Consider the following 26585-nt stretch of genomic DNA (forward strand, 5'->3'; position numbering starts at 1 on the left):
AAAGAGATGGTTCAGGGGAGGGCGGCCTCGCGTGGCCAGTGGGACTGCGACCGACCGTGCGCTTCACCGAAGCCCCCGCCCTCTGTGAGACAGTCTGCCTCATAGCGGGGGTGTGAGTCAACTCGTCTCAGAAACTGCCCGGTGCGGGGAATGTGACGATGGGTCACACCAGCCAGGGGCGGCTTCCCGCACTCCTCCCCCGACACCGCCCGGTGTCGGCCCGCGCGCGGGGTCTCACGAGAAGAGGGCGATCACGGCACCCAGCCGCCCTAGACTCCGAACCATGTCCGAGAAGCGCATTCCATGGCACCCCGTCGAGCCCGTCCCGCACCTCAACGGCGAGATCGCCACCCGGCTGGCCTCAGTGGACGCACTTCAGGTTGCCTGGAAGGCGGTACAGGCATCCGCCTCGCCCGAAGAGGTCGAAGCCTCTCTCAAGCGACGGTTGCGGCGGCACGCCATCGAGACCGGCATCATCGAGCGCCTGTACGACATGAGCTGGGGTGTCACGGAAGCGCTGGTAGCCGAAGGTCTGACCACCGAGGTCGCGTCGGCCGAGGGGGAGGTATCCGAGGCCACCCTCTCCGTCGTCAAGGATCAGTTCGAAGCGCTTGCCTTCCTCGTCGAGTGGGCGCGAACCGATCAGGAACTCTCGATTCACTTCATCCGCGAGTTGCACACGCTGATCGTCCGGCATCAGCCGCACTACGAGGCTCGCGACCAGTTCGGCAGAACGGTACGCGTCCCCCTGGTTCCCGGCGCCTGGAAGACACTCGACAACACGATCACGCGATCGGACGGTGCCGTAATCGAGTGCACCCCTCCGGTCCAGGTGGACAGCGAGATGCAGCGACTGGTGGCCCTGTACGCGGAGACGGCGGGAGCGCACCCACTGATTCGTGCTGCCTGGCTGCACCATCGGTTCATCCAGATCCACCCGTTCCCCGACGGAAACGGCCGCGTCGCCCGCGCCTTGACACTCCTCGCGCTCCAGCGCGGTCAGTACGCGCCCATCGCCGTCGACCGCCTCCAGCGCACGGAGTACATCGCCGCCCTGGACGAAGCGAACGACGGCGACCTCCGCGCACTCGTACGGTTCTTCGCCCGCATCGAGGAGAAGGCGCTCCGCGCGGAACTGCAGGCGCCCCTCACCCCGGTGCCGGAGTCGGCGGGTGCGGTCGCCGTGGCCCGCGCCTACGCCTCCCGGCTGAAGGCACGTGAGGTGGAGAACCAGGAGCTCAAGGCGCAGAAGGCGACTGAGCTCGCCGGCGCTCTCCATACCCGCCTCACCCACTTCATGGAGAACACCGCGCACCAAGTACAGGAAGCCTTCCGGGAGTTCGACTCCTCCGCGTTCGCGAACATCGACAACGCGACCCCGCCCAACCCGAGAGCGAAGTACTGGCACGGCCAACTGGTCCACGCCGCACGCCTCGCGGACTTCTACGCCAATCTCGGCGAAGGCTCCTGGTGGGTCCGCCTCCACCTGAGGCTGCGCGGGAACCTGCTGCGCTTCATCACCACCATCCAGAAGGTGGGACGTGGCGAGACCGGTGTACTGGCTCTGACCGTGTTCGCCGAGGTTCTCTCCTCCGACGCGGAGAACGGCCCGCCCACTCCTCTGTACCGTGTGTTCGAGCACCCGCACGTTCCCGACAGCGTGACGCTCATCTACACGGACGACGCGGAGACCCGGTGGGAGGACATCCACCAGGTCGTGGACACGGCCCTGTCCACGGCGATCAGCCGCTTCTCGGAGGACCTTGCGTGAGCGCTCCGCCGTTCTTCCAGTTCCGGTGAGAGCTCAGCGCTCAGCTCACGCAGGCTGCCCGAACAGGCCTCCCTTGGCCCCGTCCAGGAAGGCACGCCAGCTGTCGGGGCCGAGTTCGAGGAGGGGGCGGTGGGGGTCCTTGCTGTCGCGGATGGCGCGGGCGCCGGTGGAGAGGGGGGCGACCTCGACGCAGTCGCCCTGCCCCCCGGAGTACGAGGATTTCCGGAAGTGGCCTATGAACTCAGAGGTCACGGCGCATCGTCCTTAGCTTCTCTGTAGTGCACGCCGGATGAGTTGCGCGCTCGCATTCGGTGCCAGTGCCGCCGATCGTAGTTGGTCGAAGGCAAGGGTGTAAGCGGCAAGATCCTCGGGCGCCTCAAGGATCGAGGTGCCCCGCAGGTTCTCCAGCGTCACCGCTTCCACGATGGCCGCCTCGTCGAAGCTGAAGGACGCGAAGGCGGAGATCTCTCCGGCCATGGTGCCCGCGCTCAAGGGAAGAATCTGAATGGTCACGTTCGGCCTCTCCGCCACCTCAAGGATTCGTTCGAGCTGTGGCTGGTGGATCTCCGCAGGCACCAGAGAGTGGATGATCACGGGCTCCCAGAGAATGGCCGTGTACGCCGCGCCGCCCTCCTCGATCTTCGCCTGCCTCGCCTCGCGCACCTTGACCATCTGCCCTACGCGTTCCGGGGCAACGTAGCTCGGGCTGGACCTGATGACGGACTCCGCATAGCCCGTCGTCTGCAACAAGCCCGGCACCAATGCCTGCGCCCACACCCGGATATGGGCCGCGTCGTCCTCCAACGAGATGTGGTCGAGGTAGTCGGGCCGCAGCCGCTCGGCATGTTCGAGCCACCAGCCACGGCGGTTGGAGCGCTTCGCCAAGTCCTCCAGCTTGCGCAGGACTTCGGCGTCGCTCACACCGTACGCGTCCAGGAGCACGCGGATTTCCAGGATGCGCGCGGTCACGTGCCCACTCTCTATGCGGCTGACCCTCGCCTGATCCACGCCGAGCACACTCGCCGCGTGCGACTGGTCGATCTTGGCGGCCCTTCGGTACCGCTTGAGCGCGGCCCCAAGTCGCCTGCTGCGCACGGTCGGCCGTCCCCCTGCGGGCATCGCTTCCCCTCTCCTGCGAGAGCCGGTCTCGGCGTATCCCACTCTAGGGCGCGGCACCCCCAAGGAGGGAATCCGACATATATGAGGCCGTTCTACTTGTGGATACCAAGATTTGAGACGTAGCCTCATGAGCACGCGCCGCTACAGCGCGTGACTTGACTACGTGTCAGGGGGTCCCTTCGCCATGCCCGCACTCAGCGCCCACAGCCGCACCCACCCACGCCGCGACTCCTTCCGCATCCCCAAGCGCAGACGACACGTCCCCGAAGCCCGCGCGGCGGTCCGGCGCATCCTCAAGGACTGGGCCGTCGACCCCGAACTCGCCGACGACATCGCGACCGTGGCGACCGAACTCGTCACCAACGCCGTACGGCACTGCCGAGTCGCCCTCGCCGAGATCGAGGTGGTCGTGTCGATCCGGGGCTGCGGGCTGCTGCTGGAGGTGTCGGACCCGGACCGGACGCGGCTTCCGGCGCCGCACACGGGCAGCGACCGGGAGGGCGCCGGCGGGCACGGCCTCGCACTCGTCGACGCGCTGTCGGAACGGTGGGGCCATGACGTACGGCCGTTCACCAAGTGCGTGTGGGCCTACTTCGTGCTGGCCGGGGAGCAGTCACCGTGCGACAGCTGACGCTGCCCCGGCTCAACCCCGAACGGGCCCGGTGGCGCCGCTGGGCCGCCCGCGCGGAGCGGTACCGGGCCATGTACGGCCGGTGGTTGCCGCTGCTCCCCCGCGAACCCTGCTGGAATCCACCCCGTTCACACGTGAACCCACGCGCCGAGCATCCCGAGCACGCCGAACGGGACCTCGTACGGCCGTACGTGGCGGCCCACTTGGGAGAAAGGCCGCCGAAATGGGCCTGAACGAAGCACATGCCCCGCCCCCGGGTCCGGCCCCGGTCAGAGCCACCTTCGACGCCTGGCTCGACCACGTCCTCGTCTGCGACGACTGCCGCCGCACCCCGGCCCGCCACTGCTACCACGCGACACGACTGGACGACCGGCACCACGAGGCCATGGTGGCCGCGAGAGCCTCGCGCTCTCGGGGACAACGGCTCTGATCGCCCGGTGTCGACGTACGGCTTGCACAGGTGGACATCGCCCTTGAGCAAAGCCATGCGCGTCGCCGGTGGCGGTACCAAGAAGGACGTGGTCAACGCCGCCCTCCGCGAGTACGCGGAACGCCACGAGCGGGCGAGCCCCGTGGCCGAGCACTTCCGCGCCGCCCAGGAGTGGGACCACGAAGGCCGGCAGCGACGCCGCGCCGAGGACAAGCACGGTGGCATGTGATCCAGTGTGATCCACTGCCTGCTCGGCTCTACGCCGCCCAGCGAGCCGAGTTCCGGCGCTCGGCTCGCAACACCGCCGACCACGGACGCCCCTACGACGTCCGCGCCGTCCCCGTCCCCTTCTCCGCGTCCAGCGCGTACACGCACCGGTCCTTGCTGCACGCGTACACGACGCCGTCCTTGACGACGGGGGAACCGGTGATCTCGCCGCCCGTGGCGAGCTTCCAGCGGAGCCGGCCGTCGTCCGCCTTCAGCGTGTACAACAGGTGGTCCGTCGAGCCGAAGTGGATGCGGCCCTCGGCCACCGAGGGCGAGCCGACGATCTCGCCGCCCGCCTGGAAGCGCCACTTCGGCGTGCCCGTGACCGCGTCGAGGGTGTAGAGCCCCTTGCCGCTGCCGACGTGGACATGGCCCGCCGCCACCAGCACCGGTTCCAGGGAGGAGCGGGACTCCGTCGCGATGCGCCAGCGGTCGCGGCCGTCCGTCGCGTCGAGGGCGTAGACCGTGCCGAGGTAGTCGGCCAGGTAGACGCCGCCGCCGGTGACCGCCGGGCCCGGCGCGAACGTCGGGGCGGACAGGAACACCGCCGGTGCCTCGAAGTGCCAGCGGACATGGCCGCCCGCGATGTCGATGGCGAGGACACGGCTGCCGGCGGAGACGTAGACGTATCCGTCCGAGGCCGGGGTCAGGCGGACCGGGACGCCGCCGCAGGAGGCCGCGTCGCCGATGGGGTACGACCAGCGCTCGTCACCCGTACGGGCCTCCAGCGCGCGCAGCCGGGCGTCCTTCCAGACGTAGACCGTGCCGTCCTGGACGACCGGCCCGGCCTCCGGGGACTCGAAGTCGGTCTGCGCGCCGGTCAGCTCCCAGAGCTTCTGCCCGTTGGACGCCTCCCAGCCCTGGACGCCGCCGCCCCGGGTCGCGGTGACGACCGTGCCCCGGTCGGCCCGCAGGGAGTACACCCAGGCCTCCGTGGACAGCCGCCACAGGTCGGCGCCCTCGCGGGCGTCGAGCGCGAAGAGGGTGGGGCCGTCGGAGGCGTGGATACGGCCGTCCGCGACCGCCATCGACCAGGCGACGTCCCGGGTCTTGAAACGCCGCCTGCCGGTGCCCACGTCCAGGGCGTGCACCTCGAAGGAGGTGACGTAGACGAGGTCGTCGGCGACGGACGGGGTGCCCCAGACATCGTTCGACATGCGGAAACGCCAGGGGCGCCAGCCGGAGGCGGCCGGTTCGGGGGCGACGGGGGCGGTCACGGAGGGCGCGGGGTCGGCGCCGTTCACCCCGGCGCGCGGCCGGGACCAGGAGGCGGCGAGGCCGGCCTCGGGAGGGGGCGCCTTCACGGCGGCGGCGCGGGCGTCGGCGACCCGCGGGCCGGGCCCGATGGGCACCTGGCCCCCGGCGAGCCGTACCGGCCCGGTGTCGGGGGCGCCGAGGGAGAGGGGCGCGGGATCGTACGAGGGCGGGGGCGGGAGCGGGAGCGCCGGTACGGGGGCGGGCGGGCGCACACCGGCACCCGCCCCGACGCCGACGCCGACACCGCCGCCGCCGCGCCCGCCGGAGGTCTGCTGGGGTTTGGGCGCCGGGCGCCCGCCGCGGCGGGTCTCGATCAGGCTGACCGCCTTCTCGGGCAGCCACGCCGACGCCGTACCGCTGTCGTCCGAGCCGGAGCCGAAGAGATGCGGCGCCAACTGGGCCTGGAGATCGGCCGGGTTGGGGCGCGCGGTCGGGTCCATCTGCATACAGGACTCGATGAGCGGGCGCAGATCGTCCGGGAGCCCGGAGAGGTCCGGTCCCTCCCGCAGCAGCATGAACACGGTCTCGACGGGGTTGGCCCCGTGGAACGGCGCGTGCCCGGTGGCCGCGAACACGAGCATCGAGCCGAGCGAGAAGACGTCGCTGGCGCCGGTGACGCTCCGCGAGTCCTTCGCCTGCTCGGGCGACATGTAGGCGGGCGTCCCGACGGCGACATTCGTCATCGTCAAACGCGTGTTCGATACGCCGGACGCGATACCGAAGTCGATCACGCGCGGCCCGTCCTCGACGACGAGCACGTTGGACGGCTTCAGGTCACGGTGGACCAGTCCGGCGCCGTGGATGGACTGCAGGGCCTCGGCCACGCCCGCGGCGAACCAGCGGACGGCCTGGACCGGCATCGGTCCGCAGTCGTTCACTATCTCTTCGAGGGAGGGCGCGGGGACGTACGCGGTCGCCAGCCACGGCACGGCGGCCCGGGGGTCGGCGTCGACCACCGCCGCCGTGTAGAAGCCGGACACCGCGCGGGCCGCCTCGACCTCGCGTGTGAAACGGACCCGGAAGAGCTGGTCCTCCGCCAGTTCCGTGCGCACCGTCTTGATCGCCACCCGCCGGCCCGACGCCGAGCGCGCCAGATAGACCAGCCCCATGCCACCGGCACCCAGCCGTCCCAGCACCTCGAACGGCCCGATCCGCCGCGGATCGTGCTGCGTCAGCTGATCCACCACTTGCCCTGCCACCTCCCCGTACGGACCGCGTCACCCACGTTGTGCGCGCGACCCCGTGCAGCGTCTCACCACCGCACCGCCATGGCGGCACGCACCCCGATTCTTCCTGTACCGGGGGCAGGTTGCGAACCCGGGGGCGGATCGGGGTGTCTCAGGACAAAACCACGTTGTCCGCCTCTCGGGAAGCGGGAGCCCGGATGGTGGGACAGCGCGGCGGGCCGCGTACCACCGGCGCACAACCCCGTACGTCTGCCCGCCCGACGCCCTCGTCACTCCCCCGTCACGCCCCCCGGAAGAAAACGGCCGGACCGACACCCCCGCCCCCGGCCACCCATGGCTTTCCCGCTGGTCAGCCGTCGTCCTCCGCCCCGCGCGCCCCGCGTGCACCGGCGGCCGGGGCCTCGCTCTCCCCCTCCTCGTCCCGCTGCTCCCGCAACTCCTCCGGACGCTGTTCGGCCTGCTCCGTCTCCTGCGGCGCCTCCCGCCAGCCGTCTCCGTCCCTCCGTCGGAGCAGCGCGAACGACGCCCCTTGATTGTCCGTGACGACCGCCACACTTCCGTACGACGTGTCGAACGGCGGCACCTGCACCCGGCCCCCCAGCCGGCTGACGGTGCCGAGCGCGGCCTCGCAGTCGTCCGTACCGAAGTGGACCAGGAAGTGCGGTGGCATCTCCGCCGGGAAGATGTCCGTGAGCGTGGCCCGGCCGAAGTCCGGGGCCGCGTCCGGGCCGAAGAGGGCGTCGTGGAAGAGGTGCGCGTAGAAGGAGTTGGCCGCCTTGGTGTCCCGCGTGTACAGCTCCGCCCATACGAACGTGCCGGACTCGTGGCGCCGCGCGAACCCGTGGTGCGTATCGGCCTGCCAGAGGCCGAAGACGGCGTTCTCGGGGTCGGTGGCCAGCGCGGCCGTGCCGAGCGTGCCGACCGGGGTGGGCGGGGTGATCACCTGACCGCCGGCCGCGGTGATCCGGGCGGTCAGCGCGAACGCGTCCGGGGTCGCGAAGTGCACGGTCCACACCGTGGGAAGCCGGCCGTCGGGCTTGGGGGCCAGCGCGGCGACGGGGGCGCCCTCGATGTGGGCCCAGACCTCGTGCGCGCCGTCGCCGGGGGCGACCTTGAAGGTCCACCCGAAGAGTTCCCCGTAGAACCGCTTCCCCGCCTCCACGTCGGGCAACTGGGCATCCACCCAGCAGGGGACGCCCTCGGCATACACGGCGCCCCCCACCCCGCCGTCCGCTCCCGTCTCATCGGCCATAGGGCCAAGCTAAGGGGCGCCTCCGGGATGCGCGCGTCGGGGAGGGTGCGGGGGGTGCCGGGGGGGTGGGGGGGTGCCGGGGGGGTGGGGGGGTGCCGGGGGGGTGGGGGGGGTGCCGGGGGGGTGGGGGTGCGTTGTCGGGTGCGGGTGCGTGGGGGTTGCTCGCGCAGTTCCCCGCGCCCCTGAAAAGCAGGGGCTGCGCCCCATGCTTTTCAGGCCCGCAGGGGCCTGATCTTTTAGGGGCGCGGGGAACTGCGCGAGAAGCCCCACCGGAGCCGCACCCGACAACGCACCCACCCAGAGCCCACCCCCGGCCGAAAGAATCTCGCCAAGCCATCCACCGGTCACCCCACGAACCCCTTGGTGAAGCCCCCACGCCCCATTTGCAGTCGGCCGAATCGCGCTCCGATCACCCCTCGGTAAGCTGACGGCATGACAGGACAAGTGCGTACCGTCGACGGCCGCGTGGCCGGCCGACGAGGGCAGGCGACCCGGCAGAAGCTGCTCGACTGCCTCAGCGAGATGCTCAGCTCGTCGCCCTACCGGGACGTCAAAGTCATTGATGTCGCCCGGAAGGCGGGCACTTCACCCGCGACCTTCTACCAGTACTTCCCGGACGTCGAAGGCGCCGTCCTGGAGATCGCCGACCAAATGGCCGCCGAGGGCGCCACCTTGACGAGCCTCCTCGAAGGCCGCTCCTGGGTCGGCAAGGCCGGCTGGCAGACCGCCCAGGAACTCGTCGACGGTTTTCTGGAGTTCTGGCGCAAGAACGACGCGATCCTCCGCGTCGTCGACCTCGGCGCGGCCGAGGGCGACAAACGCTTCTACAAGATCCGTATGAAGATCCTGAACTCGGTCACCAACTCCCTCTCGGAGACGGTCGCCGAACTCCAGGCCAAGGGCCGCGTCGACAAGGACGTGAACCCGGGGGCCGTCGCCGGTTCCCTCGTCGCCATGCTCGCCTCGGTCTCCGGACACCAGAAGGGTTTCCAGACCTGGGGCGTCAAGCAGGCCGAACTGAAGCCCAATCTGGCCCTGTTGGTCCACCTGGGCATCACCGGCAAGAAACCCACGAAGTAGCGCAGGAGCCCCCGGGCACGCCCCGGACGCGATTCCTGTCACGCAGACGGCACCCTCGACCGAGGCGTGCCGCCTGCCGCGTTCAGGGACTGGGGGACTTGGGGACTCGGGGGAGGCGAACGGGCTCGGGGCCGCCCGCACCGCACACCTCACCGCCGTACGATCCGGAACACCCGTATCTCCCGGTCCACCCGGCCCTGGTACGTCGAGTACGGCGGCCAGAACCGCAGCAACTCCTTCCACGCGGCGGCCCGTTCCTCGCCCGCCAGCAGATGCGCGGTCACCGGGATGTCCTGGCCCTTCCAGTTGATCTCGGCGTCGGGGTGGGCCAGCAGGTTGGCGCTCCAGGCGGGGTGCCCGGGGCGGCCGAAGTTCGACCCGACGAGCACCCAACTGCCCTGCCCCTCCTCGGGCATACAGGCCAGCGGCGTACGCCGGGGCACCCCGCTCCGCGCGCCGGTCGCCGTCAGGACCACCCCGGGCAGCAGTTGCGCGCTGAGCAGCACGCGCCCCCGGGTGACCCGGTGCACGGCCCGGTCCAGCGCGGGAATGACATGCGGCGCGACCCGCGCGAACGCCGGAGCCGACGACACCTTCTGCACCAGCCGCACACCCATGCGCTTCAGTCGCTCAACCATCGCCGCGCTCCCCACGCACGTCCCGTCGTCCGTCGCTGAAGATCCCCGCCGCGTCGGCCGCGCGCCCCCGCAGCCGGTGCACCGGCCCGAAGAGCGCCTCGTCGGCCGCCGCCCGCTTGAAGTAGAGCTGTGCCTCGTGCTCCCAGGTGAACCCGATCCCGCCGTGCAGCTGGATCGCCTCCCCGGCGGCCACCCGCAGGGCCTCCAGCGCCTGAGCGAGCGCCAGCCCACCGACCCGCTCACCGACCCGCTCACCACCGTCGGCGCCGTCCCCGGTGTCCCCGGTGTCCCCGCCGGACGCGGGGGCGGCAGCCGCCCAGGCCGCGTAGTACGCCGCCGACCGCGCCGCCCGCACCCCCACGTACACATCCGCGAGCCGGTGCTTCACCGCCTGGAACGACCCGATGGGCCGCCCGAACTGCTCCCGCTGCCGCGCGTACGCGACCGTCCGCTCCAGCGCCCGGTCGGCGGCGCCCACGGCCTCGGCGGCGAGTACGGCGGCGGCCAGATCCCCGACACGGGCGAGGGCGCCCACCGGGCCCACCGGGTCGACCGAGCCCACCTGGCCCACCTGGCCCACCCCGCCCGCCTGACCCTCCTTGCCCAGCAACTCCCCTTCCACATCCCGTAGTTGCACTCGGCCCACCGGCCGCGTCTCGTCGATGGAGGTCTGCCGTGCCCGTACGAGCCCCCGGCCGGCGCCCGCGTCCGCCCGCACCAGGAACAGCAGTGTCCGCGAGCGGGCGTACCCTCCGGCGTGCGCGGCGACCAGCAGCAGCCCCGCACTGTGCCCGTCGAGGACCTGCGCGGCCTCCCCGTAGAGCCGCCACCCGTCCCCGACGCGGCGCGCCTGTACGCCCCCGGCACGGCCGCCGCCGGCCCACGCGCCGCCGTTGTCGCCGGTCAGGGCCAGCGCGGTGGCGAGGGCGGGGCCCGGTACGGCGAGGGCCGCGGTGAGCCGGCCAGAGGCGAGACGGGGCAGCAGGTCGGCCCGCTGCCGTTCGGTGCCGAGGGCGAGGATCAGGGGGGCGACGAGGACGGCGCTGGACAGCAGCGGGGAGGGGGCGAGGGCACGCCCCAACTCCTCTCCCGCCAGGGCGAGTTCGGTCACCGAGCAACCGACGCCGCCGTATGCCTCGGGCAGCGCGAGCCCCGGCAGTCCGAGCTGTTCGGAGAGGGCGGCCCACAGCCCGCCGTCGTATCCCTCCCCGGTCCGCACGGCGGCCCGGACGTCCTCCGGACCGCAGCGCTTGACGAGCAACTCCCTGACCGTGCGCCGAATTACCTCCTGCTCGGCGGTGAAGCGGGCATCCATGACCGGTCCCCCTTCTACTCCCCCAGCTACTCTCCCGATTCCGGGATCTGACGGGTCGTCATATTAGGCAAGAAGCCACCGGAAGCACAGGGCTGCCGACCGGATGACCGACAGGGCGACCGACAGGGCGACCGACAGGGCGACCGACAGGGCGACCGAGTGGGCGACCAACAGGGTTACCGGCAGCACTATCTGATGTACCGTCAGATTCATGACTGGAGGCCGGAAGGTGGCGATCGTCGGAGCCGCGCTCTCCGACTGCGGCCGGGTGGACGACACGACCCCGTACTCGACCCCGTACGCGCTGCACGCGCAGGCCGCCCGCCGGGCGCTCGCCGACGCGGGGCTGGAGCGGACGGCGATCGACGGGCTGGCCTCCGCCGGGCTGGGCACGCTGGCGCCGGTCGAGGTGGCGGAGTATCTGGGCCTGCGGCCCACCTGGGTCGACTCGACGTCCGTCGGGGGCGCGACCTGGGAGGTCATGGCGGCGCACGCGGCGGACGCGATCGCCGCCGGGCACGCGAACGTCGTCCTGCTCGTCTACGGCTCCACGGCCCGCGCGGACATCAAGGCGGGCCGCCGCACCGGCAACCTCTCCTTCGGGGCGCGCGGCCCCCTGCAGTACGAGGTCCCCTACGGGCACACCCTGATCGCCAAGTACGCGATGGCCGCGCGCCGCCATATGCACGAGTACGGCACGACCCTGGAGCAGCTGGCCTCCGTCGCCGTACAGGCCCGCGCGAACGCGGCGGCGAACCCGGAGGCGATGTTCCGCACCCCGATCACCGTCGACGACGTGCTCTCCTCCCCGCCCATCGCCGACCCGTTCACCAAGCTGCACTGCTGCATCCGCTCCGACGGGGGCGCGGCGGTGCTGCTGGCGGCGGAGGAGTACGTACGGGACTGCCGCCCGGCCGTCCCCGTCTGGATCCTCGGCACCGGCGAGTACACCTCCCACACGACCATGTCCGAGTGGCCCGACTTCACGGTCTCCCCTGCGGCGGTCAGCGGCCGGCTGGCCTTCGAGCGCGCGGGGGTCACCCCGGCCGAGATCGACTTCGCCGAGATCTACGACGCCTTCACGTACATGACCCTGGTGACCCTGGAGGACCTCGGCTTCTGCGCGAAGGGCGAGGGCGGGGCCTTCGTGGAGAAGAACCGCCTGACCCTCACCGGCGACCTCCCCGTCAACACCGACGGCGGCGGCCTCTCCGCCCAACACCCCGGCATGCGCGGCCTCTTCCTCCTCGTGGAAGCCGTACGCCAACTACGCGGCGAGGCCGGCCCCCACCAACTCCACACCCCCACCGGCCACCTCCCCCGCCTGGCCGTCGCCTCAGGCACGGGCGGCTGGTTCTGCTCCTCGGGAACAGTGGTACTGGGCCGGGCCTGAGCCCCCGCCCGGCTACCCGTTCGGGTGAATCAGGCCTGATCAGAGCCATCGAATTAATGCTTGCATTAATTTCCTGCCATGGCTCAAGCGGAATACGGCGTGCGGAATACGGCGTGCGGGTGGCGCGCTGACCCCGTAGAGGTAGAGGCAATAGAGGTACAGGTGGACGAAGGCGGTCCCGAGGTATCCCGGAGGAAGTGGCATGGCACTGTCCCGTAAGGAGCGCGAGGAGTTTCTGGCCGAGGCGCATGTGGCCGCGCTGGCGGTGGGCGCCGGAGAGGGAAGGGCGCCGCTGACGGTGCCGATCTGGTACCAGTACGCGCCTGGGGGCGACCTGTGGGTCATGACCGGGCTGGACAGCCGCAAGAACCGGTTGATCCAGGCCGCCGGCCGTTTCTCCCTGATGATCGACCGGGTCGAACCCACCATCCGGTACGTCTCCGTCGAGGGCCCGGTCACCGGCACGACCCCCGCCACCCTGGACGACCTCCGGGAGATCTCCGCCCGCTATCTCCCGGCCGAGAAGGTCGACGGTTACGTGGAGTTCGCGTCGAAGAACCACGGCGAGCAGGTCATCGTCCGGATGCGCCCCGAGAGGTGGGTCTCGTCCGATCTGGGCTCGGTGTGAGACCGTCCCACCCATGATCGAGCGCCCCGCCCAGCCCCCGTCCCAGCCCCCGTCCCGGTCCTCTGCCCAGCCGTCCGAGCCCTCCTCCCAGCCGTCCGAGTTCGTCGAGGCCCTGCGCGGGCTGCGGGTCTGGGATCCGCGGGTCAGCGCGCTGCCGCTGTTCGACCCGGCGGCGGCCCCGGCCGAACCGGTGGCGCTGTTCGCCACCTGGTTCGGCGAGGTCGTGGCGGCCGGGGAGGTGGAGCCGCACACGATGTCGCTGGCCACGGCCGACGCGGAGGGCCGCCCGGACGTCCGTACGGTCATGCTGCACGACGTGGACGCGCGCGGCTGGCACTTCGCCTCCCACTCCGGCAGCCGCAAGGGACGCCAGCTCGCGGCCCTCCCGTACGCGTCCCTCGGCTTCTACTGGCCCCTCCTCGGCCGCCAGGTCCGGGTACGCGGCCGGGTCACGGTCGAACCCGCCGAGGTCGCGCACGCCGACCTGCACACCCGCTCGACGGGAGCGCTGGCCGCCGCCCTCGTGGGACACCAGAGTGAAGTCCTCTCCTCCTACGAGGAGTTGGAGCGCGCTTCGGAGGCCGCCTGGGCACGGGCCGAGCGGGAGCCGGATGTCGCCGTACCGTCCTGGACGGCGTACGTCGTGGAGCCGGACGAGGTGGAGTTCTTCCAGGGGGACGCGCGGCGACGGCATGTGCGGCTCGACTACCGGCGGGAGGACGGCCGTTGGGCCACGGAGCTGCTGTGGCCCTGACGGCGGTCCGGCGGCCGAGCGGGCCCGCCGCCATGTTGCCGACGTAGACACGGACGAGGGCGAGGAGCTTGTCGCGCTGGGCGTCGGTCCAGTCGGCGGCGAGGCCCTCGTAGGCGAGTTGCAGGTTGTCCTGACCGGCCCCGGCCTTCAGGTTGTCCCCGGCCTTCGACTCGGACGAGATCACCTTCTTCCGCTGGGCGTCGGTGAGGGCGCGCAGCACGGTCAGCCCGGCCTTGGTCTCCTTCCCGAACGTGGTGATCTTCTCGCCGTCGTAGGTGGCGGAGGTCGGCTCGGAGCCCATGAAGGTCGGGGTCATCACGACCTGGTCGCCGAGGACGAAGTAGTCGATGGCCAGGTGGTGGCCCTCGTACTGGAAGCCCCAGGGCTCGCTGGTGGACGGCGTGCCCATGAAGGTGAAGAAGTAGGCGCCCTCGGTGACGGTGTCCCGGCCGCCGCCGCTGTACTCGCCGAGGAACGCGTTCAGCTTCATGAACCAGCGCCGGGTGCGCTGGGCCTCGGGCGTGCGGGGGCGGTGGCCGTGCGGGTGAGTGTGGCTGTGGGCGTGGTTGTGGCCGTGCGGGTGATCGTGCGGGTGCGGGTGATCGTGCGGGTGCGGGTGCGGGTGCGGGTGCGGGTGCGGGTGCGCGTTGTCAGTCATGGGCCCCAAGGTCGGGGGCGGAGCTGAAGGGTTTCTGAAGTGGGGCTGTGGGCGGGCTGTGCCGGGGGCCGCGCGGGGTCAGACCTTCTCCCACACGGACACATGCTTGGTGCTGTCGTCGGTGAACGGCTCCCCCTTCCACCCCGCCCACCGGTCCCGCAGCCGCATCCCGGCCAGCCGGGCCATCAGATCCAGCTCGGCCGGCCAGACGTACCGGAACGGGATCGACCGGTACACCGGCCGCCCCTCGACGACCGTCAGATGGTGCGAGCGCAGCCCCTGCGTGGCCACCTCGTACGTGTCGAACCCCAGCCGCGTCGGCCCGACATGGAACGGCACCGCGTTCTGCCCCGGCGGCAGCCGCCGCAGGTCCGGCATCCCGACCTCGATCACGAAACGGCCGCCGGGCACGAGATGCGCGACGGCGTTGCGGAAGCAGTCCACCTGGGCGTCCTGCGTGGTCAGGTTGTTGATCGTGTTGAAGACGAGGTAGGCGACGGTGAAGGCGGGCCCGTCCACCCGGGTCGTGGCGAAGTCCCCGATGGTGACCCCGATGTCCGCGCCGCCCGGCTTGGCCCGCATCCGCTTCACCATGGCCCGCGACATGTCGATCCCGTGCACCGGCACACCCCGCCGGGCGAGCGGCAGGGCGATCCGCCCGGTCCCGACCCCGAACTCCAGCGCCCGCGCGCCCCCTTCGGCTCCGGGAACCCCGCCCGCGAGCCCGGCGATCAGCTCGACGGCGGGCTCCACGGCCGCCAGGCCGGACATGTCCTCGGAGGCGTCCGAGGAGGGGTCGTCGTAGTGCGCGGCGACGGCTTCCCCGAAGTACCCGTCGGGGTCGTCGACCTCCGCGTACCCGTCCACGTCCATGTACCCGTCCATGTACCCGCCCACGTATGCGTCCTTCCGCCCGTCCTCGCGCCCGTCCACCCGCCTGTCCACCCGCCCGTCCACCCGCCCGTCCTCGTGTACGTCCTCGTGTACGTTCCGGTGGCCGTCCGTGTCCGTGCTCATCAAATCCCTTCCGGGGCAGGGTCCGTGGCCAGCAGTGCGTGCAGATGGGCGTCCCGGAAGGCGTCGTGGCGCCCTTCGTCGAAGGCCGCCCCGCGCATGTTCCCCTCGTACGGGAACCCGCACAGCTCGGCGATACGGCAGGACGCGGCATGGCCGATGACGTGGTCCAGTTCGAGCCGGTGGATGCCGGGTTCGGTGAAGGTCCAGCGGGCGGCGAGGTCGAGGGCGCGGGTGGCGACCCGGCGGCCACGGGCCTCGGGCAGCACCCAGTAGCCGACGACGGCCCGGCGCAGATGCGCGTCGATGCCGCTCAGCCCGACCTGCCCGAGCGTCGCCCCGCTCGCCGCGTCCGTGATCCGGAAGGAGACGGTCTTCCCCTCGGCGTCGGACTCGGTCCGCCGGCGCGGGGACTCCCGGGCGCCCTCGTAGCTCTCGTCCCAGAGCATGGGCGTGTTCCACCGCCGGAAGTCCGGATCGGTACGGCCCCGGAACCAGGCCTCGACATCCGCGTCGGACCCGGCGTCCCAGGCGCACAGCCGCAGCCCGTGCCCGTGCGGTTCGGCGGCGGCTCGCTCATCAGTACGGCTCACGCCCCCATTGAAACGCGCACCCCCTCACGAACGCGCGCGAAATACGGGCACCACGAAGTCACCGCCGTCCCGGAAGACCACTTCAAGCCCCATCCCGACCCACAACTCCCCACGCCCACCTCCACCCCCGCCTTCGCCCTCGCCCTCGCCTTCACCGCCCGCTGGACCTTCACCGATCTCGGCATCCACCACCTCGGTCATCATCCGCGGCCCCTCGACGAGATCGACGACGGCGGCGACGTACGGCGTCCGCTCCCCGAAGGGCGGCAGGTCGTTGCGGTGGACGACGGACCAGGTGTAGAGCGTGGCGTGCCCGGAGGCCTCCTCCCAGCGCACGTCCTCGCTCCAGCAGTACGGACAGAACTCCCGCGGATAGTGGTGGGCCCGACCGCAGCCCGCGGCCCCGCAGCGCCGCACCAGCAACCGCCCCTCGGCGGCGGCCTCCCAGTACGTACGGCTGAGCCCGTCGACCTCCGGCAGGTCGAACCGCGCGCCCATCAGAACAGCCCCAGCGCGCTGTCGACGGACCAGGTCTGCCAGGACATCCCGAACAGCGCGACCACCGAGATCAGCGCCATCATCGAGTTCTGCCCCTGCTCGGCCCAGTCGTGGATCATCAGGACGAGATAGAGCAGGTTGAGGACCAGGCCGCCCACGAGCGCGATCGGTGTCAGCACGCCGAGTATCAGGCCCAGCCCGAGGGCGAGTTCGGCGTACACGACGACATGGGCCATGACCTTCGGCCGGGGCCGGACGACGACGTCGAACCCGCTCCGCACCGCTGCCCACCGGTGCTTCTCCGCCACCCCCGCCGCCCAGGCGATCCCGGCCCCCTCCCGGAACCAGGCCTTCTTGTCCTTGTGCCGCCAACTCTCCAGCCACCACACCCCGAGCCCGATCCGCAGAACGGCCAGCCATTCGGCACCACCGAGCCAGACCGTGTCCATGGACATCGCCACCCTTCCGCGTCCACACGGGGTATCCGGGTACTGGGCATCTGACGGAACGTCAGTTCAGCGGATGGGGGGTGGATACGCAAGGGGGTGCATGGAGGTACTACGTCCAACTGATGCGGTCCACCGGGAAAGCGTCGACGCCGCGGAGGCGGTCGTCGCCGGGTTCGAAGCCGAAGAGGCGGACCTTGAGTCGCGGTATGGAATCGAGGTGTGTCAGGTCGATGATCTGGCGGCTGTCCACGGACGCGTTGACGGTGAGTTCGGCCAGCGAAGGAAAAGCGGTCGACAGGTGGGCCAAGTCCAACTCCCAGGATTCACCGACACTGACTACCCCCACATGTGTCACACCGGGGTGGGCGAGTTGCCGGGGTATCGCGTACTCGTGCGCCGACGCGACGAACAAGTGGGTCAGGGCAGGAAGATCGCCGAGTTCGGTCATCCCGCACGCCGCCGCCCCGCCGACGAGACCCAGGTGAGTGAGACGCGTCCAACCCGCTGCCCCTAACGACCAGTTGTCCGGCATAGCAGAGAGAGTGAGGTCGATCACATTTGGCAACGCGGGTGTTGTGCAACGGACTTCGTTGTGACTCCGCGCCAATTCATGGAACGACGGGTCTTCGAAGTAGGAGCTGACCGCGCCCAGGACAGTGGTCCCAACAGCAAGGGCGGACAGTGCACTGAGGGTGGTGAGAACGGCGAGGGAGGCTCCACCCTGCGGAGCAGCACTCAGGACGAGAGCCTGTACCGAGTGTTCATCGGCGAAGGCAGCGACCGCGTCGATGGGTGCCGCCGTGCGGATCATGAGCGTGTTCACCCGGCCGAGGGCCTGTCCGTAGTCAAGTTGTTCAGCCGCGTCGATGCGCAGGACGCTCACTCGCAGTCCCGCGAGCACCTCATTGGCGTACTCCGCACCAGGAATGTTCGTCCACTCCTGCACGAGCAGATGCGACAGTGCCTGGCGCTTCTGCCCGCCCGGAATCCGCGCGAGAAATCGGATGGCTTCGGGACCGCCGACCACGCCCGCCAAGTTGACCCCGGCCACGGCGAGGAAGCCACTGTCCCAGTTGTAGTCCCGCTCGAGAACCGACAGAAGATCGGGCCCTGCCTCCGCAACCTGCTGCAACCAGACATGGCTGACGAAATCCCTCTTCGCGACCGCACAGAAGACCTTCGCCACCCCCGAGGCCAGCGTCCTGCGATCCCTCTCCGCCATCTGCACCGCATACGGAATGCACTGCCCCGCCGCCAACCGCATACGCGTCCGCAGCTTCCGGTCCGTCACCAGCCGCAGCTTGCGCCGGAACTGCGCGACGAACTCCCCCGTGTCCGCCAGATTGCACTGACTCATGGCGAACCGCAGGACATCGCCCCAGGTCTCGTCCCCCGCGTGACCAGCCAGTTGCCCGAAGGCGCGCTTGGCGACCATATCCGTGGCGGCCAGGTAGTCCTGAAATGTGCGGTGGCTGAAACGGAGGCTGTCCTCGCTCGGCGCGACGAGCAGACCGCTCCGCTTCCGCAGGGCCTCGCGTATCTCCTCGGCGGTGTAGGTGTCGGCGTCGCGGCCGAGGCTGCGGAGCCGTTCCTCCACCTTCTCGTCGAAGCGCTGGAGGGTGATCTCCCGTTCGCCCTCGGTCGTGAGGTACCCGGCGATCCAGGACAGGATCGCCCGCCGCTGGTCCACGTCAAGGTGGGGCAGCGGGTCGGGAACTTCCCGTTCCTCGTCGCGCAGTCCGAGCATCATATTGATGGTGCGTGCATACAACTCCTGCCGGAAACGGGGGAGTCGGGCGCCGTGCACCTCATGCAGCTTGCACAGCACGGCACACAGCAGCGGCGTCGCGGCGAGCACGGCAAGGTCGCCGGAACCGTCGATGTGCCGGACAAGGGCGGTTTCCAGATCAGTCAGTCGGCTGATCCGGCGCTCGCGCTCCTCGTCGCCGAAGCGGGCGGAACGGACGCCGACCGCGGCCGCCTCGTGCCACTTACGGATCAGCTCGGCCCGTTGCGGCCCGTTCAGTTCCAGCAGTTTGAGCTCGGCGAACCCTAGGCGCTGCGGTGGCGGCCAGTCACGTACGGCCTCGGGGCGCCCGGTGACGATGATGTGCAACTGTGGGTGGTCCCGCAGGAGGCGGCTGATCCAGTCGATGACGCCGTCCCGGTGCGACTCCAACACCTCGTCCAAACCGTCGACGAGGAGCAGCGCCCGCTCCTGGGCGAGCATGCGGCGGGCCCAGCCGTCGGGTGGTACGAAACCGACCGCCATGCGGTTGAAGTCGAGGAACCGTTCGGGCTCCGGGGGGATCCCGTCCAGGCCCTCGACCTTCTTCCAACGCGGCGCGTACATGTCGCGCAGCCGCAGCAGAAAGGGAACTCGGTGGTTGAACGACCGCAGCGGGCCCCGACAGGAGCCGCGCGCCATGGAGACGGCCAGCCATTCGAGCAGCGTGGACTTGCCGGCACCGGGGTCGCCTCTGAGCAACAGCCGGGTGTTCTTCGGAATCAGATGCTCGACGGGGCGTGCCTGGTCGGGGGTCGTGCTTCCCGAGGAGAGCCAACCCGGCGCGGGCAGCCCGGCCCGCAGACTGACGTAGGCATGCTCGATACCGATCTCGTCGTCGAGCCCGCGCAGTCCGAGCCCGAACAGCTGGATGTGCCCATATCGCCGGACGACCTCCCTGCGGTACGCGTCCAGGAACACGGCGTCACGGGCGTCCGACTCGGTGACCAGCGGGGCGACCTGCCGGAGTGCCTGCTGTAACTCCTGCCGCGGGACCGGCTGCGCGACCCCGAACAGCGCGTCGAGTTCGGGCACCGCCTCGAAGAAGGCGCCGAGCGGCGCGGCCTCCAACCGTGCGTGCCCCCACCCGGCGGAGTCCCGCAGTACGACCCCCACCAGCCACCGCCCGGCGTGGAACACCGGCGCCCCCGACATCCCGCTCCAGGGCGCCGCTCCCTCGGGGGGATGGCCGACGAGTTCGAGCGACAGGTATCCGTGGCTCTCGGCGCTGTTGGACGCGATGTGGAACGACGGCTCCAGCAGTGTCACGCCCGCCGCGACCCTCGTCATCACGGCGGGCAGCCCGAGCGCAGCGCAGTCCTCGAAGCGGGCGTCGGCCGCCAGGGTGCTTATCTCCACGTCGCCCAGCTCGCCGGGGTCGGCGAGTTCTTCGGCCAGCAGCAAAAGGGCGACGTCCCCCTCGGTCCGCAGGACCCTGGCCGACGCACCACGCAGCGTCTGCATGCGGCAGACCCGCATCTCCCCGCCGCCGACAGCCGTCACCACATGGCCGGCGGTCAGCACGAGCCGACTGCCGAGCAGATAGCCGCTGCCCCGCACCTCGTCGTCCACCGTCGTGACGGCAACCAGATGCGCGCGGCTGGGATGACGGACGGTGCTCACCGGACGATGCGGTGGCCGGAGTCGGAGTTATTGATCTCGGGGCTCTCCCCGGTGGCCGCCGAGATCGGCGTCAGGTTGAGCGTCACCCGGTGCGTGTGCGCCGTGGACCGCTTGCCCTCGGCGTCGGCCGTGACGACCCACGCCTTCACGCCACCCTTGACACTCCGGTCACGGGTGAGGGCCACGGTGAACTCCAGCTCGATCGGCCCCACCTGGAACCGGATATCCGACTCGGGGTCGGTCGCGGCGGCCTCGGTGATCTGCGCACGAAGGGCTTTGACGGCCGAGACCAGATCGATCGGCACATGGTCAGAGCCGAGGCCGTCGTCGTCCGAAGTGTGCCTCATGTACGTCAACCGATCTCTCCACAGGGGAAGTTGTCACCCACATGATGATGCAGCGAACGCCCCCGCATTCGGAAGATCCTGACATTCACCCAAAAAGGCCCACGGCCCTTCCACCCGCACCCGCATGTACAGCCGGGCCCGCTCCCACCACCACCCCACTCACGCCGGAGGCCTCACCGCCTCCTCACATACCAGGAGACCTACGCCACAGACCCCACCCACCTCTCCTACAGCCGTGATCAATCCGCAACCAATTCCGGGCTTGACCGAGACCCAACAAGTGAGGGCGTGAATACGCTCGGGCACATGGCCGACTCCAGAGCATCCGCGGGATCCACCACCCCTGCCCCCTCCGACCACCCCGTCTACGTGATCGGCGGCGGCCCCGGCGGGCTGGCCGTCGCGTACGCGTTGCGGGCCCAGGGGGTACGGGCCGTGGTGCTGGAGAAGGCGGACGGGGTCGGGGCGTCCTGGCGGCGGCACTACGACCGGCTGCACCTGCACACGACCCGGCGGCTGTCGGGCCTGCCCGGTCTGCCCATGCCGCGCCGCTTCGGCCGGTGGGTGTCGCGGGACAACGTGGTGCGCTATCTGGAGAAGTACGCCGAGGTGCACGAGCTGGAGATCGTGACCGGCGTCGAGGTCTCCCGGGTCGAGCGCGGCGCCGACGGCACCGGCTGGCTGCTGCGCGCCACCGGCGGCCGTGAGCTGACCGGCAGCGCGGTCGTCGTCGCCACCGGCTACAACCACACGCCCCACATCCCCGACTGGCCCGGCCGGGACTCCTACACCGGCGGTCTCGTGCACGCCTCCGAGTACCGCAACCCCGAGCCCTACGCCGGCCGTGACGTCCTCGTCGTCGGCATCGGCAACACCGGCGCCGAGATAGCCGTCGACCTCGTCGAGGGCGGCGCCCGGCGCGTCCGGCTCGCGGTGCGGACGGCCCCGCACATCGTGCGCCGGTCGACCGCCGGTTGGGCCGCCCAGTACACGGGCGTCCTCGTACGACGGCTGCCCGTCGCCGTCGTGGACCGGCTCGCCAGACCGATGGCGAAGCTCAGCGTGCCGGACCTGTCCGAGCACGGCCTGTCCCGCCCCGACACCGGCCTCTACTCCCGGGTGAACGAGGGCTCCATCCCCGTGCAGGACGTCGGCCTCATCGACGCCGTACGGAAGGGGAAGGTCGAGATCGTCGGCCCGGTCGAGGGCTTCCAGGACGGCAAGGTCGCCCTCGGCGACGGCGGCCGGATCGAGACGGACGCCGTGATCGCCGCCACCGGCTACCGGCGCGCCCTGGAGGGGCTCGTCGGCCATCTCGACGTCCTCGACGGACGCGGCAAGCCGGTCGTGCACGGCGCCCGCTCCCCCCAGAACGCCCCGGGCCTCTACTTCACCGGCTTCACCAACCCCATCAGCGGCATGTTCCGTGAACTCGCCCTGGACGCCGAGAAGATCGCCAAGGCCGTCGCGAGAACGGGCGGCGTCGCCACCCGCGACGCGGTCACCGTCCGCATCCGCACCACCCCCTGAGCCGCCCCGATCGGCCCGATCGCCCCCGATCGGGCCCCAGACCGACCCCGTCGTACACGTCTGACCCGCGCCCCGCGCGGGTACAACCCCCTCGAACGCCCTTACCGCCGCGTAACTTTGCTCGCACACCCATTCCTGACACAGCGTCAGTTCAGTAGTCTGAAATCTGACGTGTCGTCAGAAACGTGCACGCGTCACGTCGCTCGTCACGTCACTGAATTGGCTGTCACACAGGAGCGGGCGGACCGATGCTTGGATCAACCCACGGCACCCTCACCACCGACTCCCGCCGGGCCCGGACCGTCGCGTGCGGCGAGCACCCCGCGCAGGTCGTGCACGGCAGGCCCGCCGAGGTCGGCGACCTGGACGTCAGCGGGCGCCCGCTGCATGCCGAGGTCCCCGATCTGGACCGATTCTTCCGGCCGGAATCCGTCGCCGTCGTCGGCGCCTCGGACGCGGAGGGCCGGCCGAACACCGGGATCACCCGGCAGCTGCTCGCCTGGTCCGAGCGGGTCGGCGCCCGGCTCCACCCCGTGCACCCCACCCGCGAGTCGGTCTTCGGCATCCCCTGCGCCCCTTCCGTGGCCGCCCTGCCCGGACAGGTCGACCTCGCCGTCCTGCTCGTCTCCGACCCCCTCCCCGTGATCGACGAACTGGCCGCCGCCAAGGTGCGGTTCGCCGTCGCCTTCGCCTCCGGTTTCGCCGAGACCGGCGCGGAGGGCGCCGCCGCGCAGGAACGGCTGGCCGCCGCCGTGGCCCGCGCCGACGGACTGCGCCTGCTCGGCCCCAACACCAACCTCAACGCCTTCGAGCGGTTCAGGGAGGACCTCGACGGTCCGGCCATCGCGCTCATCACCCAGTCCGGCCACCAGGGCCGCCCCGTCTTCTCCCTCCAGGAACTCGGCATCCGCCTCTCCCACTGGGCCCCCACCGGCAACGAGGCCGATCTGGAGACCGCCGACTTCATCTCCTACTTCGCCGAACGCCCCGAGGTCGGCGCCATCGCCGCCTATGTCGAGGGCCTCAAGGACGGCCGCGCCTTCCTCCTGGCCGCCGACCGGGCCGCCCGGCGCGGTGTCCCCGTCGTCGCCGTCAAGGTCGGCCGCACCGAGACCGGGGCCCGCACCGCCGCCTCCCACACCGGCAAGCTGACCGGCGCGGACGCGGTCGTCGACGCGGCGATGCGGCAGTACGGCGTGATCCGCGTCGACGGCCTCGACGAACTCCAGGACACCGCCACCCTGTTGGCGCGGGCACGCCGCCCTCGCACCCCGGGCACGACCGGGACAACGGGCATGATCGGGACCACCGGTACTACCGTCCCGGGCTCAGCCGCCGACCCCCTGCCCGAGGGCGTCGTCGTCTATTCGATCTCGGGCGGCACGGGCGCGCACTTCGCCGACCTGGCCACCGAGGCCGGACTGCCCCTGCCCACCCTCTCCGAGGCCAAGCAGGCCGAGCTGCACCAGTGGATCCCCGACTATCTGAGCGTGGCCAACCCCGTGGACAACGGCGGTCACCCGGTGGGCGACCGGCGCGGCCCCCGCATCCTCGACGCGATCCTCGACGACCCGGCGGTGGGGGTGCTGATCTGTCCCATCACCGGCCCCTTCCCGCCCATGAGCGACAAGCTCGCCCAGGACCTGGTGGCCGCCGCGGAGCGCACGGACAAGCTGGTGTGCGTGGTGTGGGGGTCGCCGGTGGGCACCGAGGCCGCTTACCGCGAGACCCTGCTCGGGTCGTCCCGGGTGACGACCTTCCGTACCTTCGCCAACTGCATCACGGCCGTCCGCGCCCACCTCGACCACACCCGCTTCACCAGCGCCTACCGCTCCCCCTTCGACGAGGCACCCCGCTCCCCCTCGCCCTCCTTCCGCAAGGCCAAGGCGCTGATGCGGCCGGGGCAGCAGCTGAGCGAGCACGCGGCCAAGCAGCTGCTGCGCGCGTACGGGATACGGGTGCCGCGCGAGCAGTTGGTGACCAGCGCGGCGGCGGCCGTCCGCGCGGCGGGCCTCGTCGGCTACCCGGTGGTGATGAAGGCGTCCGGCGCCCGCATCGCCCACAAGACGGAACTCGGCCTGGTGAAGATCGGCCTGACCTCCGCGAGCCAGATCCGGGACGCCTATCGCGAACTCACCGACATCGCCCGCTACGAGGACGTCTCCCTCGACGGGGTGCTGGTGTGCCAGATGGTCGAGCGGGGGGTGGAGATGGTCGTGGGCGTCACCCACGACGACCTCTTCGGGCCCACGGTCACGGTCGGTCTCGGCGGTGTCCTCGTGGAGGTCCTGCGCGACTCCGCCGTACGCGTGCCCCCGTTCGCCGAGGACCAGGCCCACGCCATGCTCGCCGAACTGCGCGGGCGGGCCCTGCTGGACGGGGTGCGCGGGGCTCCCCCGGCCGACGTGGACGCCCTCGTGGAGGTCGTGCTCCGGGTGCAGCGCATGGCGCTCGAACTCGGGGACGACATCGCGGAGCTGGACATCAACCCGCTGATGGTGCTGCCGAGGGGGCAGGGGGCGGTCGCCCTGGACGCGCTGGCGGTGTGCCGCTGAGCGCGACCACACGCCCAGCAGCCGCGCCACTCCCTGTAGGAACAGGAGCACCCACATGTCCACTTCCCCCCTCGAACAGCCGGAACAGACCAATAGGCATGAACAGCCGGAAAAATCCCGCGACTCGCGTGACTCATTGATACTGCACGCCACTGACAACGCCGTCTCGTGGATCACTCTCAACCGCCCCGAGGCGATGAACGCGATCACCCCCGACCAGCGGGAACGTCTCATCGGCCTCCTCTCCGACGCCTCCGCCGACCCCGCCGTACGCGCCGTCGTCCTCACCGCGACGGGCCGCGGCTTCTGCGCGGGAGCGGACCTGCGGGGCGCGGCGACAGTCGGCGGGGCACGGGTGCCCGGCGGCGGGGAGCGAGTGTCGGGAGACGTGGCGCGCGTCATCCGGCTCGGCGCCCAGCGCCTCGTCGCGGCCGTCCTCGACTGCGAGAAGCCGGTGATCGCGGCGGTCAACGGCACCGCCGCCGGTATCGGCGCGCACCTCGCCCTCGCCTGCGACCTGGTCCTGGCGGCCGAGGGGGCCCGTTTCATCGAGGTGTTCGTACGGCGCGGCCTGGTCCCCGACGGCGGCGGCGCCTATCTCCTCCCCCGCCTCGTCGGCCCCCACCGGGCGAAGGAGCTGATGTTCTTCGGCGACGCCCTGTCCGCCGCCGACGCGGAGCGCCTCGGGCTCGTCAACCGTGTCGTCCCGGCCGAGGACCTGGAGAAGACGGCCCGTGAGTGGGCGGAACGGCTGGCCGCCGGGCCGACCCGCGCCCTGGCGGCTACCAAACACTTGGTCAACACCTCCCTCGACACCGACCGCGCCACCGCGTTCGCCGCCGAGGCCGCCGCCCAGGAGATCAACATGACGACGGCGGACGCCCAGGAGGGCGTGGCGAGCTTCGCGGAACGACGAACCCCACGCTTCGAGGGCCGCTGACCGTCACCGCAAGCGGCCCGTCGCCGTCGGCCTCGCCGAAAGGCCGTCGCCGATGGCCAACGAGCGGCCCGAGCACGGCGCTTCACTTCTGACGGACCGTCAGGTTCAATGGGCGGTGTGATGGGACACGCGGGAATGGCAGCCGCCGCCGTCCGCTACCTGAGAGCGGACCCGGCCCGCGGGAGCCGTAGGACGACGAACACACCACCAATCCTCGACGCCCTGCCCCGCCCCGAGCTGCGCTGCGTCGGCGAGAACGAACGCGCCCCGGTCGAGCAGGCCGAATTCCGCCGCGTCCTGGGCAACTTCGCGACCGGCGTCACGGTGATCACCGCCCCGGCACCACCCCCGCTGGCCGACGGCCGTACCACCGACCACCCCGCCGACCACCCCGCCGACCACCCCGCCGGCTTCGCCTGCCAGTCCTTCTCCGCGCTCTCCCTCGACCCGCCCCTCGTCGTCTTCATGGTCGGCCGTACGTCGACGACCTGGCCCCGTATCGCGCGCGCGGGCGTCTTCTGTGTGAACGTACTCGGCGCGGACCAGGGCGAGTTGTGCCGTCGCTTCGCGGCGAGCGGCACGGACAAGTTCGCCGGTGTCACCCACACCCCCGCCCCCACCACCGGCTCCCCCCGCCTCACCGGCACCACCGCCTGGATCGACTGCACGATCCACGCCGTCCACACGGGCGGCGACCACCTGATCGTGGTGGGCCGGGTGGAGTCCCTGGGCACGGGCGACGAGGACGGGACCGGGGCCGGGGCCGGGGCCGGGGAGGGCGCGCCGCTGCTGTTCCACCGGGGCCGGTTCGGCGGGTTCACGACCGGCTGAGCGGCGAGGGGGTGGCCCCACCACGCGCGTCTTCCCGCC

General features: G+C 71.1%; 26 protein-coding genes and 1 pseudogene. 13 read left to right on the top strand and 14 right to left on the bottom strand.

The window, feature by feature from the left end; genetic code table 11:
- Positions 1-283 precede the first annotated feature (283 nt).
- A complete protein-coding gene (locus F9278_RS20580; protein WP_152169674.1) occupies positions 284-1771 on the top strand; it encodes a Fic family protein in 1488 nt (495 codons plus the stop codon).
- 45 nt (positions 1772-1816) lie between these two features.
- Here F9278_RS20580 and F9278_RS20585 read toward each other — a convergent pair whose 3' ends face one another.
- Both F9278_RS20585 and F9278_RS20590 read right to left on the bottom strand, forming a co-directional pair.
- The gene (locus F9278_RS20585; RefSeq protein WP_152169675.1) at positions 1817-2023 is read right to left on the bottom strand and encodes a DUF397 domain-containing protein; all 207 of its coding nucleotides are present in this window, start codon (positions 2021-2023) and stop codon (positions 1817-1819) included.
- A gap of 12 nt (positions 2024-2035) precedes the next feature.
- Complete coding sequence (locus tag F9278_RS20590) at positions 2036-2890, bottom strand: helix-turn-helix domain-containing protein (RefSeq protein WP_152169676.1); 855 nt, start codon at positions 2888-2890, stop codon at positions 2036-2038.
- A 184-nt stretch (positions 2891-3074) separates the two neighbouring features.
- Between F9278_RS20590 and F9278_RS20595 the strand changes: the two genes are divergently transcribed.
- The 4 genes from F9278_RS20595 to F9278_RS20610 are packed head-to-tail and all read left to right on the top strand — an operon-like array spanning position 3075 to position 4180.
- Positions 3075-3521, top strand: coding sequence for an ATP-binding protein (locus F9278_RS20595; RefSeq protein WP_152169677.1), 447 nt, complete (start codon positions 3075-3077; stop codon positions 3519-3521).
- On the top strand, positions 3509-3754 hold the full coding sequence (locus tag F9278_RS20600; RefSeq protein WP_152169678.1) for a hypothetical protein: 246 nt from the start codon (positions 3509-3511) through the stop codon (positions 3752-3754). The genes F9278_RS20595 and F9278_RS20600 overlap by 13 nt, the downstream gene beginning before the upstream one ends.
- Entirely contained in the window at positions 3745-3951 is a 207-nt protein-coding gene (locus F9278_RS20605) for a hypothetical protein (protein ID WP_152169679.1), read from the top strand. Before F9278_RS20600 ends, F9278_RS20605 begins: the two co-directional genes overlap by 10 nt.
- A gap of 43 nt (positions 3952-3994) precedes the next feature.
- The gene (locus tag F9278_RS20610) at positions 3995-4180 is read left to right on the top strand and encodes a type II toxin-antitoxin system VapB family antitoxin (protein WP_226966829.1); all 186 of its coding nucleotides are present in this window, start codon (positions 3995-3997) and stop codon (positions 4178-4180) included.
- 91 nt (positions 4181-4271) lie between these two features.
- Here F9278_RS20610 and F9278_RS20615 read toward each other — a convergent pair whose 3' ends face one another.
- Positions 4272-6662, bottom strand: coding sequence for an outer membrane protein assembly factor BamB family protein (locus tag F9278_RS20615; protein WP_152169680.1), 2391 nt, complete (start codon positions 6660-6662; stop codon positions 4272-4274).
- A 349-nt stretch (positions 6663-7011) separates the two neighbouring features.
- Positions 7012-7914 (bottom strand): VOC family protein, encoded by a 903-nt coding sequence (locus F9278_RS20620; protein WP_193241559.1) that lies wholly within the window; start codon positions 7912-7914, stop codon positions 7012-7014.
- Positions 7915-8346: 432 nt separating this feature from the next.
- Here F9278_RS20620 and F9278_RS20630 point away from each other — a divergent pair, with 432 nt between their 5' ends.
- Positions 8347-8994 carry a TetR family transcriptional regulator gene (locus F9278_RS20630; RefSeq protein WP_152169682.1) on the top strand — a complete coding sequence of 216 codons (648 nt, stop codon included), beginning with the start codon at positions 8347-8349 and terminating at the stop codon, positions 8992-8994.
- Positions 8995-9143: 149 nt separating this feature from the next.
- Here F9278_RS20630 and F9278_RS20635 read toward each other — a convergent pair whose 3' ends face one another.
- The 3 genes from F9278_RS20635 to F9278_RS49040 all read right to left on the bottom strand — a co-directional run bounded on the left by F9278_RS20635 (position 9144) and on the right by F9278_RS49040 (position 11160).
- On the bottom strand, positions 9144-9632 hold the full coding sequence (locus tag F9278_RS20635) for a nitroreductase/quinone reductase family protein (RefSeq protein WP_152169683.1): 489 nt from the start codon (positions 9630-9632) through the stop codon (positions 9144-9146).
- On the bottom strand, positions 9625-10947 hold the full coding sequence (locus F9278_RS20640) for an acyl-CoA dehydrogenase family protein (RefSeq protein ID WP_152169684.1): 1323 nt from the start codon (positions 10945-10947) through the stop codon (positions 9625-9627). Before F9278_RS20640 ends, F9278_RS20635 begins: the two co-directional genes overlap by 8 nt.
- A gap of 63 nt (positions 10948-11010) precedes the next feature.
- Positions 11011-11160 (bottom strand): hypothetical protein, encoded by a 150-nt coding sequence (locus F9278_RS49040; RefSeq protein ID WP_264300173.1) that lies wholly within the window; start codon positions 11158-11160, stop codon positions 11011-11013.
- On the opposite strand from F9278_RS49040, the gene F9278_RS20650 reads away from it, so the two are divergent.
- The 3 genes from F9278_RS20650 (at position 11159) to F9278_RS20660 (ending at position 13722) form a co-directional block, all read left to right on the top strand.
- Positions 11159-12340 carry a thiolase C-terminal domain-containing protein gene (locus F9278_RS20650; protein ID WP_193241560.1) on the top strand — a complete coding sequence of 394 codons (1182 nt, stop codon included), beginning with the start codon at positions 11159-11161 and terminating at the stop codon, positions 12338-12340. The two genes, F9278_RS49040 and F9278_RS20650, sit on opposite strands and share 2 nt — an antisense overlap.
- Positions 12341-12542: 202 nt before the next feature.
- A complete protein-coding gene (locus F9278_RS20655; RefSeq protein WP_152169685.1) occupies positions 12543-12968 on the top strand; it encodes a pyridoxamine 5'-phosphate oxidase family protein in 426 nt (141 codons plus the stop codon).
- Between the two features lie 13 nt (positions 12969-12981).
- A complete protein-coding gene (locus F9278_RS20660; protein ID WP_152169686.1) occupies positions 12982-13722 on the top strand; it encodes a pyridoxine/pyridoxamine 5'-phosphate oxidase in 741 nt (246 codons plus the stop codon).
- Positions 13723-13747: 25 nt separating this feature from the next.
- Here F9278_RS20660 and F9278_RS20665 read toward each other — a convergent pair.
- From F9278_RS20665 to F9278_RS20695, 7 genes and pseudogenes are all read right to left on the bottom strand, one after another.
- Positions 13748-14380: pseudogene (locus F9278_RS20665) on the bottom strand (DUF3500 domain-containing protein); the annotation flags it as partial.
- A gap of 78 nt (positions 14381-14458) precedes the next feature.
- A complete protein-coding gene (locus F9278_RS20670; RefSeq protein ID WP_152173984.1) occupies positions 14459-15253 on the bottom strand; it encodes a class I SAM-dependent DNA methyltransferase in 795 nt (264 codons plus the stop codon).
- Between the two features lie 143 nt (positions 15254-15396).
- The gene (locus F9278_RS20675) at positions 15397-15987 is read right to left on the bottom strand and encodes a GNAT family N-acetyltransferase (protein ID WP_152169687.1); all 591 of its coding nucleotides are present in this window, start codon (positions 15985-15987) and stop codon (positions 15397-15399) included.
- Between the two features lie 24 nt (positions 15988-16011).
- Positions 16012-16485 carry a Zn-ribbon domain-containing OB-fold protein gene (locus tag F9278_RS20680; RefSeq protein WP_152169688.1) on the bottom strand — a complete coding sequence of 158 codons (474 nt, stop codon included), beginning with the start codon at positions 16483-16485 and terminating at the stop codon, positions 16012-16014.
- Complete coding sequence (locus F9278_RS20685) at positions 16485-16934, bottom strand: DoxX family protein (protein WP_152173985.1); 450 nt, start codon at positions 16932-16934, stop codon at positions 16485-16487. The genes F9278_RS20680 and F9278_RS20685 overlap by 1 nt, the downstream gene beginning before the upstream one ends.
- Positions 16935-17043: 109 nt before the next feature.
- Complete coding sequence (locus F9278_RS20690; RefSeq protein WP_152169689.1) at positions 17044-20343, bottom strand: NACHT domain-containing protein; 3300 nt, start codon at positions 20341-20343, stop codon at positions 17044-17046.
- Positions 20340-20690: a trypco2 family protein gene (locus F9278_RS20695; protein ID WP_152169690.1), complete on the bottom strand. Its 351-nt coding sequence runs from the start codon at positions 20688-20690 to the stop codon at positions 20340-20342. Before F9278_RS20695 ends, F9278_RS20690 begins: the two co-directional genes overlap by 4 nt.
- A 306-nt stretch (positions 20691-20996) precedes the next feature.
- On the opposite strand from F9278_RS20695, the gene F9278_RS20700 reads away from it, so the two are divergent.
- The 4 genes from F9278_RS20700 (at position 20997) to F9278_RS20715 (ending at position 26546) form a co-directional block, all read left to right on the top strand.
- Positions 20997-22220, top strand: coding sequence for a flavin-containing monooxygenase (locus tag F9278_RS20700; protein ID WP_152169691.1), 1224 nt, complete (start codon positions 20997-20999; stop codon positions 22218-22220).
- A 248-nt stretch (positions 22221-22468) separates the two neighbouring features.
- On the top strand, positions 22469-24775 hold the full coding sequence (locus F9278_RS20705) for an acetate--CoA ligase family protein (RefSeq protein WP_152169692.1): 2307 nt from the start codon (positions 22469-22471) through the stop codon (positions 24773-24775).
- A 136-nt stretch (positions 24776-24911) separates the two neighbouring features.
- The gene (locus tag F9278_RS20710) at positions 24912-25715 is read left to right on the top strand and encodes an enoyl-CoA hydratase/isomerase family protein (RefSeq protein WP_152173986.1); all 804 of its coding nucleotides are present in this window, start codon (positions 24912-24914) and stop codon (positions 25713-25715) included.
- A gap of 120 nt (positions 25716-25835) precedes the next feature.
- A complete protein-coding gene (locus F9278_RS20715; protein ID WP_193241561.1) occupies positions 25836-26546 on the top strand; it encodes a flavin reductase family protein in 711 nt (236 codons plus the stop codon).
- Positions 26547-26585: the final 39 nt, after the last annotated feature.

It is taken from the genome of Streptomyces phaeolivaceus (assembly GCF_009184865.1).
Lineage (GTDB): Bacteria > Actinomycetota > Actinomycetes > Streptomycetales > Streptomycetaceae > Streptomyces > Streptomyces phaeolivaceus.

Coding starts and splice junctions, on each gene's coding strand:
- F9278_RS20580 (WP_152169674.1), top strand. CDS start 284: ATGTCCGAGAAGCGCATTCCATGGCACCCCGTCGAGCCCGTCCCGCAC.
- F9278_RS20590 (WP_152169676.1), bottom strand. CDS start 2,890: ATGCCCGCAGGGGGACGGCCGACCGTGCGCAGCAGGCGACTTGGGGCC.
- F9278_RS20595 (WP_152169677.1), top strand. CDS start 3,075: ATGCCCGCACTCAGCGCCCACAGCCGCACCCACCCACGCCGCGACTCC.
- F9278_RS20605 (WP_152169679.1), top strand. CDS start 3,745: ATGGGCCTGAACGAAGCACATGCCCCGCCCCCGGGTCCGGCCCCGGTC.
- F9278_RS20620 (WP_193241559.1), bottom strand. CDS start 7,914: ATGGCCGATGAGACGGGAGCGGACGGCGGGGTGGGGGGCGCCGTGTAT.
- F9278_RS20630 (WP_152169682.1), top strand. CDS start 8,347: ATGACAGGACAAGTGCGTACCGTCGACGGCCGCGTGGCCGGCCGACGA.
- F9278_RS20635 (WP_152169683.1), bottom strand. CDS start 9,632: ATGGTTGAGCGACTGAAGCGCATGGGTGTGCGGCTGGTGCAGAAGGTG.
- F9278_RS20640 (WP_152169684.1), bottom strand. CDS start 10,947: ATGGATGCCCGCTTCACCGCCGAGCAGGAGGTAATTCGGCGCACGGTC.
- F9278_RS20650 (WP_193241560.1), top strand. CDS start 11,159: ATGACTGGAGGCCGGAAGGTGGCGATCGTCGGAGCCGCGCTCTCCGAC.
- F9278_RS49040 (WP_264300173.1), bottom strand. CDS start 11,160: ATGAATCTGACGGTACATCAGATAGTGCTGCCGGTAACCCTGTTGGTC.
- F9278_RS20655 (WP_152169685.1), top strand. CDS start 12,543: ATGGCACTGTCCCGTAAGGAGCGCGAGGAGTTTCTGGCCGAGGCGCAT.
- F9278_RS20660 (WP_152169686.1), top strand. CDS start 12,982: ATGATCGAGCGCCCCGCCCAGCCCCCGTCCCAGCCCCCGTCCCGGTCC.
- F9278_RS20670 (WP_152173984.1), bottom strand. CDS start 15,253: ATGGACGTGGACGGGTACGCGGAGGTCGACGACCCCGACGGGTACTTC.
- F9278_RS20680 (WP_152169688.1), bottom strand. CDS start 16,485: ATGGGCGCGCGGTTCGACCTGCCGGAGGTCGACGGGCTCAGCCGTACG.
- F9278_RS20685 (WP_152173985.1), bottom strand. CDS start 16,934: ATGGACACGGTCTGGCTCGGTGGTGCCGAATGGCTGGCCGTTCTGCGG.
- F9278_RS20695 (WP_152169690.1), bottom strand. CDS start 20,690: ATGAGGCACACTTCGGACGACGACGGCCTCGGCTCTGACCATGTGCCG.
- F9278_RS20700 (WP_152169691.1), top strand. CDS start 20,997: ATGGCCGACTCCAGAGCATCCGCGGGATCCACCACCCCTGCCCCCTCC.
- F9278_RS20705 (WP_152169692.1), top strand. CDS start 22,469: ATGCTTGGATCAACCCACGGCACCCTCACCACCGACTCCCGCCGGGCC.
- F9278_RS20715 (WP_193241561.1), top strand. CDS start 25,836: ATGGGACACGCGGGAATGGCAGCCGCCGCCGTCCGCTACCTGAGAGCG.